Source organism: Salsuginibacillus kocurii DSM 18087, assembly GCF_000377705.1.
GTDB classification, from domain to species: Bacteria; Bacillota; Bacilli; order Bacillales; family Marinococcaceae; genus Salsuginibacillus; species Salsuginibacillus kocurii.
In genome coordinates this window covers 14,833-30,667 of the sequence record NZ_KB898629.1, presented here as the reverse complement: position 1 = coordinate 30,667, position 15,835 = coordinate 14,833, and the positions used below count along the sequence as shown (strand labels likewise).

Genomic DNA, 15,835 nt, shown 5'->3' with positions numbered 1-15,835 from the left:
ATGTTATAGAAAATAACAGCAGCGGACTGGAGTTCCGTCATGGGCGAAGGCCAGTTTATTAAAGGACTATTATAACCTTCCGGCCTGCTCTGTACTTTGTTAATAATCTCCCCCAATTAAAAACCACTCAATGCAGGGAATGGAGAACTCCAGATTTGAGTGGTTTGTGGTGCTGTTTTTACGCGCGGGCGTCAGCTCCCACTTTTTCCAATACTTCTTCGGTCGTTTCTTTTGCTTTTTTTATTACGTCATCCGGGTCCATTTTGTAATATTCCGGGCGGAACAATTCAACGGAGATGGCGCCGTCATAACCTTTTTCGAACACGGTGGAGAGAATGCCGTCTAAATCAATTGCGCCGTGCCCCGGCCAGACGCGATCTTCGTCTGTTAAAAAGCCGACCGGGAAATCATCGGTGTCATCAATATGGACGATGAAAATTTTCGAACCGTCTGCTTTCTGTAAATCTTCCATTTTTGACCCCATCGCGTGAAAGTGAAAGCAGTCGAGCACGAGACCAACATTGTCTCGGTTTACCGCTTCCACAATCTCATTGGCCTGTCCGAACGTATTGATCGTGCACTGCGGATGGCCGACGAATTCAAGCGCTACTTTAATGCCATACGGACGAGCCAGGTCGGAGAGTTCAGTCAGCATGTCTACACTGCTCGTTTTTATATCTTCCTTTAAGATCTTGGCTTCTGTCACGAGCGGAACGGCGACAATGTAAGACGCCCCAATGGCATCCGCTGCTTCAAGCGTTTGTTTGAATTCGTCAAGGAGTGCCTGGCGGTCTTCTTCATTTCGGTTGTTGAAAAAGACGAGCGCGTTCATAGCTAATGGCTTGACGCTGCTATTTGCAAAAAAAGCTTGCAAGTCTTTCAATGAATGACTCTTGAGATATTCCGGGAGTTTGTCCTCCGTCCGGATCTCTATATAGTCGTAGCCGTACTTTTCACAAAGTTCCAAGTCTTTTTCAAGATTCGAATTTTCCAAGGTGGTTGCTTGATTATGACACAGTTTCATCACATGCCTCCTTCATTTTTATATTAATCTCGTCTGCAATTCAGTCATCTTCTTAGGCTTATACGCAGGGTCGGCAACTGAGCGAAAAGCCGACCAAGAATAGCATTTAAGTTTGCGATTGTATTAGTAGTTTGGTGTCAATGTAGTCGCGCGCCATCAGCGCGTATTCCAACGGATGGGCTTTAGCCGGGTCCTGCTCAGCTTCTACGACTATCCAACCTTCATAGTCATGCTTTAAAAGTTCCTCATAGACAGGAACAAAATCTAGGTCCCCGTCTCCCGGAACGGTAAACATGCCGGCCAAAAATGAATCGAGGAATGATTTATTTTCATCTTCACACGTTTTCATAACTACCTTGCGCACGTCTTTAAAATGAACGTGTTTAATTCTCGGCATGTGCTTTTTGAGCATCGTCATATAATCCAGATCTGAGACGTAAATATGGCCTGTATCATACACGAGGTGTACATGAGCCGGGTCGGTATGGTCCATCAGCCGGTCCACTTCCTCCAACGTCTGCACGCCTGTGCCAAGGTGATGGTGAAAAACCAGTTTCAAACCATAACTGTCTGCAATTTCCCCCAGCTCATTAAGGCCTGAACAAAGTCGGTCCCATTCTTCATCTGTGAAAGCAGGCTTTTCAGTGAAGACGTTTTTATCTTCTTTTTGAATGCTGTAGGATTGTTCGGATACCACCGCGCAATCAGCATGCACAGCTTGCAAATACGCACAGTGCTCATGGAATTCTTCAGCGGTTTGCTCAATCCCGTTTTCAACAATAAAGCTGCTGAACCATTTGCTCGCGATTTGTAAATTCCGAAGCTGTACTTCTTTATTTAAAATGTCCGGCTCAGGAAAGAAACCGCCCACTTCCGTGCCTTGAAACCCGGAAATATAGACGTCGCCCAGCACATGGCTGAGTGTGTTTTCCTTGCCGATCTCAGGGATATCGTCATTGCGCCAGCCGATCGGCGCAATACCCCATTTAATCATTTCGGTGCTCATGCAACCCCCCCTTATAAATCCGTACAATGAGTTTACCCTGTCGGCAAACGGAAAGGCTGCGGCAGAACTGGTTTGCTCTTCTACCGCGCACCGCATCCACGGTTTACAGCCCTCGCTTAATATTTTTTCGCATAGGCAAGCATTTTTTCTTTTTCAGCGTATACTTCTTGAATGCTTTCCTGCTCCGATACTTCGGCGACCCCAACGTTCCACCAACTGCCTTCATAGCCGTCGGTCATTGTTTTAGGCAGTACTTTCATCTCAATCAAAGTCGACGTGTCTTGTTTCTTCGCCTCTGCGATCGCTGCCTTTAATTCTTCTTCATTTGTAGCAAGGTAGGTCTTGGCTCCATAACCTTCTGCGACCTTGGCATAATCGACATTTAATACGTTTTGGCCGGCAGTGCGGAATTCACAATGGTAACTCCCCCCGCCATGGTCCATTTGTAAATTGTTAATGCAGCCGTAGCCAGAATTATTGAAGAGCAAAATATTGATTTTTCTCTGATGCTGAATCGATGTGATCAGTTCAGAATGAAGCATCAAGAAGCTGCCGTCTCCGACGATGGCATATACTTCTTTGTCCGGCTCTGCCAATTTCGCTCCGAGGGTGCCGGATATTTCATAGCCCATACAGGAGTAACCGTATTCAACGTGATACCTGTTCGGCTGTTCCGTATACCAGAGCCGCTGCAAATCACCAGGAAGCGAACCCGCCGAACAAACGATAATACTGTCTTTATCAATGGTGTCGTTAATCGTCAGTAGTGCATTGGTTTGCGGAAATTCCGTCCCTAGCGTATCAGCATATTCATTCATTGTTTCCTGAGAAAAATGCCCTTTGATTTCAGGATCGAAATCTTCCCTGGAAAATTCAATCTTCCCGAGACGCTCTCTTTCTTTCATCCATTCATCATTAAGCGCTTGAATATTCTTGCCGTGCTCGCTTCCATATCCTTCAAGCAGCGGGTGCAGCTGTTCAAGCGTTTCCTTCGCGTCCGCCACCACTTGATAGCCATCTAACTTGTAGGCCTGCATGCGGCTGAGATTAATATTTAAAAATTTAGCATTGTTAAAGTTAAACAGCGTTTTCGAAGAGGTGGCAAAATCGGTGTACCTCGTGCCGATACCGATAATAAGATCGGCTTCTGCAGCAGCTTTGTTAGCAGCTTGAGTACCGGTAATGCCCAGACCTCCAAGGTTGTTTTTAAAGGTATGTTCCACCGCTGATTTGCCAGCCTGCGTTTCCGTGATGGGAATGTTTAAACTTTCCGAAAACTGCATGAGCGCTTCCCGTGCGTCTGCGTATTTCACACCGCCGCCTGCAACGATCAGCGGCTTTTTGCTTGTTTTAATAAGCGATGCTGCCTCGTGAAGAGCACGTTGAGTTGGCAGTTTTGGATCCATATAGTGAACACGCTTTTGAAAGAATTCAGCTTCAAAGTCGAATGCTTCACCAAGCACGTCCTGGGATATACAAATCGTGGCCGGTCCCGCCTTTTCTGGGTCAGTCATCACTTCAAACGCCCGAATCAATGCACTCATCAGCTGTTCCGGCCTTGTCACCCGGTCCCAATAGCGGGAAACCGGCTGCAAGGCGTCATTAGTGGTGACCGAAGTGCTGTATTCTTGTTCAATCTGCTGCAACACCGGATCGGCCTGTCTTGTTGCATAGGTGTCTGATGGAAGCAACAACACCGGAAGCTGGTTTGCAAGCGCGGTCGCCGCCGCTGTCACTAAATTAGCTGAACCCGGTCCGCTAGAAGTCGTGACAGCATACACTTTCTGGCGGTTCATCTGTTTGCTGTAAGCGATGGCAGTGTGGGCCATTCCTTGTTCATTTTTTCCCTGGATGACTTCCAAGTGACCGGCATCTTGTTCGAGCGCTTGCCCGATGCCGAGCACGTTGCCGTGGCCGAAAATATTAAAAACACCTTCCACGAACGGTTTTTCTTCGCCATCAATGTATACGTATTGCTGATTTAAAAATTTCACGAGGGCTTGTGAGGTCGTTAATCGGTATTTTTCCATTTTATACACTTCCTTAGATTGTGACATTTTCAGTAATCAAGGCTTCAATCTCTGCAAGAGACGGCATCGCGTCAGATGAGCTGTGCTTGCTTACCACAATGGAGGCCGAAGCGCTTCCAAATTTAAGTGCTGTTTCAATATCCTTTCCATTTAACAGCGCGTAAAGAAAGGCAGAAGCAAATGAATCCCCGGCACCGAACGTTTTCAACACTTTTGTTTTGTATGCCCTGCCGCGGAAGGTTTCGCCAGTGCGGGTGTAGGCGTACGAACCGTCGGCCCCGTGTTTGATGACGACAAGTTCCGGTTCATGCTTAAACAGTTTCTCCACCGTATCTTCGTTGTTGCCTTCAGTTTCTAGGTTTTCCATCACATCAAATTCATCACGGGTGCCAACGACTACATCCGCCTGCTCGGCAATGAGCGTATAATAGACGGCAGTTTCTTGTTGGGACTGCCACGTATACGGGCGGTAGTCGAGTTCAAATACCACTTTCACTTCGTTCTTTTTCGCCAATTTAACCGCTTCCAAAACCGCTTCGCGGGAAGGGCTTTGCGCAAGGGCTGTGCCCGAGACGAGCAATACTCTCGTACGCGTGATATATTCTTCGCTTACTTCATTTGGTTCAAGATAGAGGTCGGCCACGTTTTCACGATACATTAAAATACTGCACTCTTCCGGACTTTTAATCTCAGTAAAGGTAAGGCCTACTTTGCGGCCTTCTGTGTCTGTGACCATGTTGGAAGTGTCGATGCCCACATCGCTCATGTACTGCTCAATGAAGCGTCCGTGTTGGTCGTCAGGAACTTTCCCGATGAATCCTGCTTTTAGGCCAAGCTTCGAACTTCCAATGGCTATGTTCGCAGGCGAGCCGCCGACGTATTTTTGAAAGGTCATCGTTTCTTCCATCGGGCGGTTGTATTCAACGGCATTTAAATCAATGCAGGCACGGCCGATAGCAATCAAGTCAAATTCTTTTCCTTCCTGAAATGAAATCGTCATAGGACCTAAACAACTCCTTTAAACTTTGCAAATTTTAATTAAGCGCTTAACCTGACAAACTATCAGCTCTCAGCATTAAGTACCCATTCATGGTCCGGGTCGTTTTGAAACTTCCAGACCCGCTCCGGCCCTGCCATTACGTTCAAATAATAAGCCGTATACCCGGCCGGTACGCCCACGGGGTGATAGCCTTTTGGCACCACTACCATATCGCCATGTTCTACTGTCATGGTTTCGTCCAGAGAGCGGTCATCGGTATAGACGCGTTGAAACACAAAGCCCTGGCCCGGGTCCTGCTCATGATAGTACGTTTCTTCAAGCATGGATTCTTCCGGTAGATTGTCCTGGTCGTGCTTATGCGGCGGGTAACTGGACCAGTTGCCGCTTGGTGTGTATACTTCCACCACTAAGAGGCTGTTTGCGGACGGGTCAAAATCAGGGAGGATATTGTGTACCATGCGCTTATTGGTACCCTGCCCTCTGTGCTCCACATTGATGTCAGTTGCAGAGATAAGCTTTGTTGGCCGCTGGTCTTTTGATGGGGAATAACATAAAGCTACCCGTGCATTTGTTTCTCCCTTCACCGTAAACTCACGGTCGTTAGAGACATAGACGCTGTCTGTTGGTTTTTTTTCGAAGACCGATTCTCTGGTACCGATATGTTCAAAGGTTTCCGATCCATCTGATACCGTGATTTTTCCCGTTACTGCAACGATGCAGCATTCTAATTGAGTCAGTTGTTCATTGATCGTTGCTCCGGATGCAAGGTCAATCATTTTAAAGCTTACATATTCAAGTTCCGAATTTTCCTTCGTCACTTCATGTACGAGCGTTACACCGTCTGCCTCTTTTTCCAGCAGCGGTTTTTTTAATAAATGACTCAAAGTAAAACCTCCTAGCAAAATTTAAAAAAAAGCAAATTCTGTGGTTGTGGTTGCAATCGATTACATAAAAGAGAAAAAGAAGTGCAAAGAATGTATCTGCTTCCTGTTTTTTGCCTTAAAGTCAGCATATTATTTCTTTGCACAACATTCATGCTATTGGATTATATTTCAACTATAATAGTTTGTCTTTAGTATCGTCAATCTTTTTACTGATGATTTCTAACGTAAAATTGGGCGGATGTATTTTTTCCTTGTTTTTACCAACGAGAGGTGAGCATTTTCTTGCGCGTATAGAATTCAACGCCGTCTGTTCCGTTTGCGTGCAGGTCGCCGTAGAAGGAGTTCTTCCAACCGGAGAACGGGAAGAAAGCCATCGGGGCTGGCACTCCCAGGTTCACACCGAGCATGCCGGCATCGATCTGCTGGCGGAACTGGCGGACACTGCTGCCGCTGTCTGTGTAGATGCAGGCGCCATTCGCAAATTCAGATTGATTGGTAAGTTCGATAGCTTCATCTAATGTATCTACGCGCACAACTGAAAGAACCGGCGCGAAAATTTCTTCTTTCCAGATCGTCATATCCGTTGTCACATGGTCGAACACAACCGGTCCTAAGAAATAGCCTTCTTCTAAATTCACAGTTCTATCGCGCCCGTCATAAGCGAGTTCCGCACCTTCCTGCTTGCCAATCTCGATGTACTCTTCCGTTTTTTGTTTATGTGATTCGCGGATGACCGGGCCTAAGAAGGTGCCTTCATCGAGGCCGTTTCCAATCGTTAAGTTGGCTACTTCTTCTTTTAGCTTTTCCACGAATTTTTCGCCAACATCGCCCACGGTTACCGCAACAGCCGCAGCCATGCAGCGCTCCCCGGCCGATCCGTATGCCGCGCTTACCACCTGCTGTACCGCATTGTCTAAGTCAGCGTCCGGCATGATAATGGAATGGTTTTTAGCTCCTGCGAGCGCCTGGACGCGCTTGCCGTAATTCGCACCCGTTTTGTACACGTATTCAGCTACCGGCTGGGAACCGACGAAAGAAATTGCTTTTACCTGCGGGTGTTCGAGCAGCCCGTTTACCACGTCGTGAGCGCCGTGGACAATATTTAAAACGCCATCCGGCAGGCCTGCTTCCGTGAACAATTCAACTAATCGGTTCGCTAACAGCGGCGTCCGCTCGGATGGCTTCAGCACAAAGGTGTTTCCACAGGCGATCGCGAGCGGGAACATCCAGCAAGGAACCATCATCGGGAAGTTAAATGGCGTGATTCCGCCTACAACGCCGACCGGGTATCTGTACATGCCGGATTCAATGCCAGTCGCGATATCTGGCAGCTGTTTACCCATCATTAGAGAAGGAGCGCCAGCCGCGAATTCTACGCATTCAATCCCGCGCTGAACTTCGCCATACGCTTCATTGTAGCTTTTGCCGTTTTCCAACGTAACCAGGCGCGCCAGCTCATCCCAGTTTTCTACGAGTAGCTGCTGGTATTTAAATAGAATTCGGGCTCGGCGCGGTACCGCGGTGTTGCTCCACGTTTTAAATGCTTCCTGGGCAACTTCGACGGCGCGGTCAAGTTCTTCGGGGCTGGAAATTGGCACTTGGGCAATCGTTTCACCAGTGGCCGGATTTGGAATGTCATCTATTTTCCCTGATGTAGATTCCACCCATTTGCCGCCAATGTAATTTTTCAGTTTTTCAGCTGTTTGCATCTGTGCCATATGATAACCCCTTCCACTTAAATAATAAGAGTTTCTCAGCTTCAACTTTTCAAAGACCATGGGAAGCCGAGGGTGAACATGAAAACGATTGCAAAACTCTTGATAAAAAAGATCATTTACAGCATTTAATCCCTTTAATTGCTCTCTTTCGATGTAATCGATTGCAAAATGATTGCATTGTTTTCTCTATATACTGAATACTAACTTATTTTTCCCTTTGTGTAAACGCTTCACTATAAATTTTTTGATTTTTTTGTCGATAAGCTTATGATGAATTGACTAGTCATTATATTTTTTATCAGGTCGGTTAATGCTCTAATATCTTGGTGCTTATCGCATTGCCGTCTTTGTCTCGGCTGTCATTGTTTCTGCTCAGTGTGTAGCCGCATGTTTCTCTAATCACAAGCTCATCTTTTAATACAAATTTTCTTTTCTCAAGCGGTTCTTTATTTATTAAGCTTAATAATAAATTCATCGCCTTCTGCCCGATTTCGTACTTTGGCTGGTCAATCGTTGTTAATTTTGGCGTGAATATCGGCGCCATATTAATATTGTCAAAGCCAATGACAGCTATATCTTCCGGTACGGACAAGCCCTGGTCGCGAACAGCATTAATCGCCCCTATCGCCATTTCGTCATTAAACACAAATACGGCTGTCGGCGGTTCATCCAAGGAAAGCAGTTTCTTCATTTGGTTGTATCCGGATTCTATAGTAAAGTTCCCTTCTTGAATATACAGAGAATCCATGGGGAGGTCATTGCTGTACATGGCCTGCTGGTACCCTCTCAGCCGGTCCCGGCTTAAAATGACATCCATGGGGCCGGTAATATGGGCAATTTTCCTGTGGCCCATGTCGATAAAGTGCTGGATCGCTTTTCGGGAGCTGCTAATATTGTCAATGGAAACAGTGGGCGTGTTCAGTTCGTCCATGTATTCACAGGCGAGCACCACCGGAAAAGCATCAGAAATTTCTTCGAGTTCATGCTTGTTCATCCGGGCGGTTAACAAAACCATGCCGTCTGCCTGTTTTTGGTGAAGAATATTCATATACTCCCGTTCGCGTTCGGTTTTATTTTCCGTATCCGCCAGAATAACCTGGTAGCCGTGTTCGATCGCTACGTGTTCTATCCCCCTTAATATCTGGGAAAAAAACGCGCTCGTAATATCCGGCACGACCACAAGAATAATTTTTGTCTGCATCGTCCGAAACTGTCTGGCCACGACATGTGGCTGATAATTCAATTCATCGATTGCTTCAAGTACTCTTTTTTTGGTCGATTCGCTCACTTTGTCCGGGTTGCTGAGAACTCTGGACACCGTAGCGGTAGAGACGTTCGCCCGTTTGGCTACATCCTGCATTTTCATTGGCTCTGTTCACGCACCTTTATTGTAACCGATTACAGTATTTGGACTTCCGGAACTTCTTCTCCCTTAATAGTAATCGTAATTTCCCAATTTAGCAATAAAGGTGGCTGCTAACGCGGCGTTTAAAATAAAGGATTTTTCATAAAAAAAGCCTGGCTGACCGTAGAACAGCGACCCCACCCGTCTCCTTCTTTTTTAATGCCGGCAGAAAGCTGCATAAGTTTTCATTCAACCACCCCACCCTACACGGAGAAAGTGTCGTTGCAATCGATTACAAATCGAATTCCAATTTAATATATCACTATTTATCACCAAAGGTGTACAAGCGCTTCCCCTAATATTTCTTAGCCTATACTACCAGCTTGCCTTTGTAAACATTTTTCTGAATAATTTTTTACACAGATCCCACCTTAAGAAACAGAAAAACAGCTCCCCCAACATGCGTAAAGAGAAGCTGTCTTAATCATTCTGTTAATCTATAAAACGGTCAAAGAAGTTCAGCACGCGCTTATATACTTCGATTTCGTTCTGTTTTTTCGAAAAGCCATGGCCTTCATCATCCAGCACGAGATATTCTACATCGGTCCCTTTTTCCTTTAAAGCCTCGACGATTTGGTCGGATTCTTCTTTAACGACGCGGGGGTCATTCGCTCCTTGGATGACGAGCATAGGCTTGGTCATCCCGTCTAAATACGTAATCGGACTGTCTTCGACGAAGCGGTCGTAATCCGCTTCAGGGTCGCCCACCCACTGCTGCATAATCGGCTTCCAGTGGTCCGGTACTGATTTAACGAAGCTGAATAAGTTCGAAACTCCGAAAATATCAACGACTGCTTTGAAGTAATCCGCATGGCGCCCGTGTAACAACAGCGCCATATAACCGCCGTAGCTTCCGCCCATAAGGAGAATTTTATCGCGGTCGACATATCCGTTTTCGATAAAGTAATCAAGCGCCTTTATATTGTCCCAACGCGGCCCGTATCCCCAGTCGCCTTCGACCATTTTCATAAAAGACAAGCCGTAATCCGAAGAGCCGCGGAAATTCGGCGTTAAAATGCTATAGCCTTGATAGACTAAAAACTGAAAGAGCGAGCGGAACATTTTCCGCTCAGATGCCTGCGGCCCGCCGTGCGGCCAGAGAATCAAGTGTCCGTTATCTACTTCCGGCTTTGCTTTAAAATAAAGCGCTTCAATTTCGAGGTCGTCATAGGAAGGATAGGTAATCACTTCCGGCTCCACCATTTCTTCACGATTCACGCCCGGCACACCGTGATTGGTCAGCTGCTTCCAGCCTTCGCCGCTTTTCTTTTGATAAATGTTGAAAGGAAGCGTGGCGCCCCGCCCCAAAAGATAAAGCGTGCCGCTCTCAGCTACCACCAGTTTCTCCAGCACATCAAGCGGGGTTTGGACCTCCTGCAGCTTGTTCGCCTTTAGATCATAGCTGTATAACACATCAACGACGCCTTCAGTCGCAATAATATAGAGCAGGTCATTTGATTTGTCATATTTAAGCCCCTCAGCCGAACCACGTTCGAGTTCGAGCACGTTCGAAAACGTATGGTCCGTTAAGGAAAAATGCGCTAGATACGAACGGTCAGCGTCATAGTTCGTTAAGAAATAAATGTCTGTGTCACTTGTATAGACGATGTCGCTCACCGTATGCTGTTCTTCTGTTTCCGGGGTGAGCCGTACAGGCTGGCCGTCCTGGTACACATAGCCCAACACATATGTATTAGCAAAATGCTTCACAAATGTGAAGGTGGTTTCTTCCGGGCTCAGCTTATAAAAAAAGGTGCCCGCATCTTTCCCGCTAAAAACGGTGTCTTCCTCGTCTTTTTCAATATCGTAACGGTTGATATTCAAATAGGTCGGGTTTTCTTTTGTCGTGGTGTAATAGAGCTGTTTCCCGTCTTTTGTAAGTTCTCCGAGCATATGGCGCTCGCCTTCTTTTACGCGCAACGGCTTAAGCGGTTCCCCGGCTGGAGCCATCGCATAGAGCTGGCCATTTTCATCACCATCGTTATCAAAACCGACAACGAGAAATTCACCATTTTTATCATATTGGATCCCGTGAGAACCTTGATTAATGGTGGTCAGCGGATACGGATATGTATGCGGCAGGTCCAGCGCCCATAAATTAAAAGCTCCGTTTATATTTGTACTGTACGTAAGCTGTGATTCATCCGGAGAAACGGCAAAATCTTGAATGACTAACGTTTGAAAAAATTGTTCTACTTTCGGTTTTGGAAAATCCACACCTGATCTCTCCTTCGCATGTAATGACTTCTCGTTGGTTATTCTCTTCGCCTTGCGAAATATCCTGCTTAAACTATAACATTTCAACCGTTTCTTTTGTAAAAAAAGCGGCCATGTTCGGCTTTTTTGATAATAAAACCGCTCTGCCGGCGACAGAGCGGTTCCAGGTCGCTGCTGCTTTATTTTACTTTTACCACAAGCTTACCCCGCACATGCCCGTCTTCGCTTTTCTGGTGCGCTTCTTGCAACGCTTGTTCCGTAAATTCCAAGGTTTCTTGAATAGTCGGCACCACTTCGCCGCTTTTAAACAGGCGGGCAAACTCCTCCAGCTTCTTGCCGTTCGACTCGAGCCACTGGAAACTTGCTTTCACGCCCCTCTCTTTGGCTTCCTCTTCATTCGGAGGCTCCACAATGGAAGCGAGCTTGCCGCCAGGCTTTAAAACCTCATAGCTTTTTACTAGAACGTCGCCGCCCACACCATCAAGGACAAAATCAACATCTGACAACACTTCGCTAAAGTCTTCGTTTTCGTAATTAATCACGTGGTCGGCGCCAAGCTCTTTTAAAAAGTCTACATTTTTGCTGCTCGCGGTGGTGGAGACATACGCACCGTACGATTTAGCAAGCTGAATGCCGAGGTGGCCGACCCCGCCGCTGCCGGCATGAATTAAGACATGGTCGCCTTCTTTCATTTCGGCAAAGTCCATCAGGCATTGATAAGCTGTCAAACCGGCCAGCGGAATAGCCGCTCCCTGTTCGAAACTCATGCTCTCAGGCATTTTCGCAAGCAGCTCCTCATCCACCGCCACATATTCAGCGTATGTGCTTTTATCCGTCGTCTCCGGACGCGTAAACACCCGGTCCCCTACTTCAAAGTCTTTAACATTCGCTCCCACTTCCCGAATGATGCCAGCCGCATCCCAGCCGAGAATGATAGGAAATTGAAAACCTAGCATCTGCTTGAGATATCCCCTGCGTACTTTCCAATCAATCGGGTTAATCGAAGTCGCCTGAATTTCCACCAGTACTTGGTCGCTGTCAATGCCCGGCGTTTCAACCTCTCGCTCTTGCAACGTTTCTGGTCCACCGTATTCATCTATAACGATCGCTTTCATTGTAAATGCCTCCTCTTTATCAATCAGTGAGCCCGCTCCTTAGTTTCCCCTGTTTTCCCCCTCGTAAACAATAACGTGAAAGAGGGCGTTTCTTTCGCAAAAGAAGCCTAAATAAGCACTGAAATGTGTGCAATTTGAGTTGCACACATCGGCTATCAGCTTACACACTTCCTTCGTAGGCCACCTATTCACCTGAGCATGTGGCTTTCAGAAAATGGTACAATATTTGCATAATAAAGAGTGGCACGTTGGAAATAAAGTAAACCTTTTTCAAGTGAACTGAGGTGAAACATTGAAAGCAATAGATCATGTACATACTCTATTACGTAAACTTAGTCAATCAAATGAAACGGGTGTAACAGCAGCAGACCTTTCAAAGAAATTGAATTTAAATCGATCTACTACCAGCCGCTACTTAAATCAATTAGTTCATGAGCACAAAGCAAAGAAGATACCAGGAAAACCTGTTAAGTACGTTGCTTTGCAGGAACCTAACGAGCAAGTTGATAACTTAGCTTCCGGCCCTCTTCCGACTTCTGCTAGCGTTAACGAAAGTTTAAAGCCCTTACTCGAGAAAGGACTTGCTGCCCTACTTTACCCATCTCAGCCGCTTCCGATTCTTTTATCTGGAGAGACGGGAACTGGGAAAACCTATTTAGCAGAGCTTTTTCATCAAACAGCATTAACAGAAAATTATATTAGTGAAGGGACCCCGTTTGTATCGTTTAATTGTGCAGATTATGCGCAAAATCCACAACTATTAATGGGACATATTTTCGGTATAAAAAAAGGAGCGTTCACAGGGGCTGAACAGGACCAACCCGGTCTTGTAGAACGTGCAAATGGCGGTATATTATTTTTAGATGAAATTCATCGTCTGCCTTCGTCCGGTCAGGAAATGCTCTTTTATTTAATTGATAAAGGTCACTATCGTCGACTTGGAGAATCTTCAAATGAGCGTGAAGCCTTTATTAATATTATTGGTGCTACGACGGAAGAACCTAGCACCTCTCTTTTACCTACACTCCTGCGCCGGTTTTCAGTTAAACTGACGGTTCCCCCTTTACGCGAACGTTCAATCAATGAAAGGAAAGACCTGTTAGAGCGGTTGCTTGAAGAAGAATCGGAAAAGATGGAACGAGGCCTCTTCATCCAAGAAGATTGTCGCAATGCATTTTTACACTATCCTTGCCCTGGCAACGTGGGCCAATTAAAAAGCGATGTACAAATAGCATGTGCCCGCGCATTTATGCGTTTCGTCAATCACAATGAAGAAAGCGTCATCATTAAGCCGCAGGACCTTCCAGATGAAGTAAAGCAACACATCAAAACCGCTATGCGAAAAGAACATACATTAAATGTTGAACATAAATGTGCGGATAAAACAGATGCGAATAAGAATAGCATAGTCTTCCCGAATATTTATCAACAGCTCGATGAAAAAAGCCAAGAACTGCAAGAACAGTCGCCAAAAAAAGTTGAACAAGCCTTGCAAACTGTGGTTAACACCTATGTAACCGAACTACTGGAAAATTCTCAGCACCCCACTCTTGCTCTTGAAGGGTGGCGCGAACTATTGGATGCCGACTTACTCGAAAGCCTGCAGCAGGCATACAACACCATGAGAGATCAATTCCCACCGCATTTTGATGAAAATCAGCTGTATATTATTGGCTTACATTTACAAACCTACCGTCATCAACATCAATATCATCTGAAGCCAGCGAAATTGCCTCTTATATCTGAGAATAAAAGTGAGTACAGTGAGCTTTCAGAAAAATTAGCTCTCCATCTCGAACAAGACATTCAGCTGTGCTTACCAGAGGAAGAAGTTAATTTAATCGCGTATTTTTTCACACCACTATTCTTCTCCAGCGAAGATGAAGAACGAATTACGATCTTTCTTATCAATCATGGCGACGCAACCGCCAGTTCGATGGCAGCGGTTACAAATCACCTTCTCGGAGAACACATTATTACCGGCATTGATATGCCGCTGCACGTCTCTGCTGAAGAAACGTATCAGCAAGTCCGTGACCAGATCATCTCCGCTCAAGCAAGCACCGGTATTTTGCTGCTTGTAGACATCGGTTCACTCGTAACAATGGGAGAAACCTTAGCCCGTGAACTCGACATGCCGATCCGCACACTTTCAAGCGTAAATCTGCCAATGGTGCTTGAAGCTGGACGGAAGGCTCTTGTGCCAGAGAATTCGCTGCAAGAAATCTATCAATCTAGTAAAGCTGCTATGTCCGCTTTTGTTAAAGAAAGTGATCAAAGTGCCGTCCCACGAAAAAAACGCTTAATTGCTACCGTTTGTTTTACAGGTGAAGGAGCTGCCCAACTCCTTGAAGGCTGGATCGAAACACAGATATCTAATTTTGATGAAGATGTGTTAATTCGCTCGATACGAATTGACCCCGTCTCTAAGGACGCTTCATTTTTGCAGCATCTACGCGATTATTATGATTTGATTGCTATCATTGGCACTGTACCTATTCAAATTGAAGAAATTCCATTTATCCCTGCTTGGGAACTATTAAATCAAGAAGGTTTATCGCGATTACTAAAATTACTTGAAGTGACAAGGCCCCGAGAGCTTAGCTCACTACATGAAGACTCAGAAGATAGCTCATTTCATTTGTTGAGTGAAGGGTTAGCACAAATTGTTACCTGCTTAAATCCTATATTGTTTTGTTCCATCTTAGAAAAGCGTTTCCCGGACATATCAGCTTTGTACGCCTGGGATGAAGCGCGCGAACTAGGTATGGGTATGCATTTAGGAGGCGTTGTCGACCGTCTGATCTTAGAGCGATTGCATGGACAATCAGCCGACCTCTTTTCTTTTCACCTTAAAGATGAACCGCAGCCGTTGACAACCCGGGAAGAAACCGTCTGGACTCCACTGCTAGAAGAGTTGGAAACCTCCTTTCACATTTCATTTGATGAATTTCTTAAAAAACATTTAGCCGGTTTATCAAGATAATGTGTGCAATCTGTGCAAACTGATTTTAAAAGCAAGATTTCTTAAAACCCTTGTCCGCAAGGGTTTTTTTGTTCCTTATATAAGTTGGCACACCTTTTGCATTTTATTTAGGCAAGCAAGCTCATATACTCCTTGCTACTTTTATTCAATATTTATTCATTTAAAAAGGAGGGATGACTATGACACGTGTACCTATATGGTATGCTTTAGCGTTTGCAGTAATTTGGCTTGGCTATGGTCTTTATTCAATACTAACGAATCAGCCATCTGCTTATTTGATTCTAGCCATTGGCGCTGGATTCACACTCGTATTATTTGCTACAGCCTGGTTTTCCAACTGGCTCATGAAGCATTACCGGCATGTAGACAAACAAGCAAAAGAAATCTTAGCAAAGAAAGCTCAAGCCACTGCCAATAAAGGTAGAAACTAACTCATAAAAGGAGAGATGA

At 45.5% G+C, this 15,835-nt stretch carries 11 protein-coding genes; 2 read left to right on the top strand and 9 right to left on the bottom strand.

Annotated features, from left to right (window positions below; genetic code table 11):
• Nucleotides 1-178: 178 nt before the first annotated feature.
• From iolI to D469_RS0113565, 9 genes are all read right to left on the bottom strand, one after another.
• Nucleotides 179-1,024 (bottom strand): 2-keto-myo-inositol isomerase, encoded by an 846-nt coding sequence (gene iolI / locus D469_RS0113610; RefSeq protein ID WP_018923950.1) that lies wholly within the window; start codon nucleotides 1,022-1,024, stop codon nucleotides 179-181.
• A 106-nt stretch (nucleotides 1,025-1,130) separates the two neighbouring features.
• Entirely contained in the window at nucleotides 1,131-2,030 is a 900-nt protein-coding gene (iolE, locus tag D469_RS0113605) for a myo-inosose-2 dehydratase (RefSeq protein ID WP_018923949.1), read from the bottom strand.
• Between the two features lie 116 nt (nucleotides 2,031-2,146).
• Nucleotides 2,147-4,060 carry a 3D-(3,5/4)-trihydroxycyclohexane-1,2-dione acylhydrolase (decyclizing) gene (gene iolD, locus D469_RS0113600; RefSeq protein WP_018923948.1) on the bottom strand — a complete coding sequence of 638 codons (1,914 nt, stop codon included), beginning with the start codon at nucleotides 4,058-4,060 and terminating at the stop codon, nucleotides 2,147-2,149.
• Between the two features lie 13 nt (nucleotides 4,061-4,073).
• A complete protein-coding gene (gene iolC, locus D469_RS0113595; protein WP_018923947.1) occupies nucleotides 4,074-5,060 on the bottom strand; it encodes a 5-dehydro-2-deoxygluconokinase in 987 nt (328 codons plus the stop codon).
• Between the two features lie 62 nt (nucleotides 5,061-5,122).
• Entirely contained in the window at nucleotides 5,123-5,944 is an 822-nt protein-coding gene (gene iolB / locus D469_RS0113590) for a 5-deoxy-glucuronate isomerase (RefSeq protein ID WP_018923946.1), read from the bottom strand.
• 257 nt (nucleotides 5,945-6,201) lie between these two features.
• Nucleotides 6,202-7,662: a CoA-acylating methylmalonate-semialdehyde dehydrogenase gene (locus D469_RS0113585; protein ID WP_018923945.1), complete on the bottom strand. Its 1,461-nt coding sequence runs from the start codon at nucleotides 7,660-7,662 to the stop codon at nucleotides 6,202-6,204.
• A 307-nt stretch (nucleotides 7,663-7,969) separates the two neighbouring features.
• A complete protein-coding gene (locus D469_RS0113580) occupies nucleotides 7,970-9,028 on the bottom strand; it encodes a LacI family DNA-binding transcriptional regulator (protein ID WP_018923944.1) in 1,059 nt (352 codons plus the stop codon).
• A 471-nt stretch (nucleotides 9,029-9,499) separates the two neighbouring features.
• On the bottom strand, nucleotides 9,500-11,284 hold the full coding sequence (locus tag D469_RS0113570; RefSeq protein WP_018923942.1) for a S9 family peptidase: 1,785 nt from the start codon (nucleotides 11,282-11,284) through the stop codon (nucleotides 9,500-9,502).
• A gap of 179 nt (nucleotides 11,285-11,463) precedes the next feature.
• Nucleotides 11,464-12,399 (bottom strand): NADP-dependent oxidoreductase, encoded by a 936-nt coding sequence (locus tag D469_RS0113565; protein ID WP_018923941.1) that lies wholly within the window; start codon nucleotides 12,397-12,399, stop codon nucleotides 11,464-11,466.
• A gap of 292 nt (nucleotides 12,400-12,691) precedes the next feature.
• Here D469_RS0113565 and D469_RS21265 point away from each other — a divergent pair, with 292 nt between their 5' ends.
• Both D469_RS21265 and D469_RS0113555 read left to right on the top strand, forming a co-directional pair.
• Complete coding sequence (locus D469_RS21265) at nucleotides 12,692-15,385, top strand: sigma 54-interacting transcriptional regulator (protein WP_018923940.1); 2,694 nt, start codon at nucleotides 12,692-12,694, stop codon at nucleotides 15,383-15,385.
• Nucleotides 15,386-15,564: 179 nt separating this feature from the next.
• Complete coding sequence (locus tag D469_RS0113555; RefSeq protein WP_018923939.1) at nucleotides 15,565-15,816, top strand: hypothetical protein; 252 nt, start codon at nucleotides 15,565-15,567, stop codon at nucleotides 15,814-15,816.
• Nucleotides 15,817-15,835 lie beyond the last annotated feature (19 nt).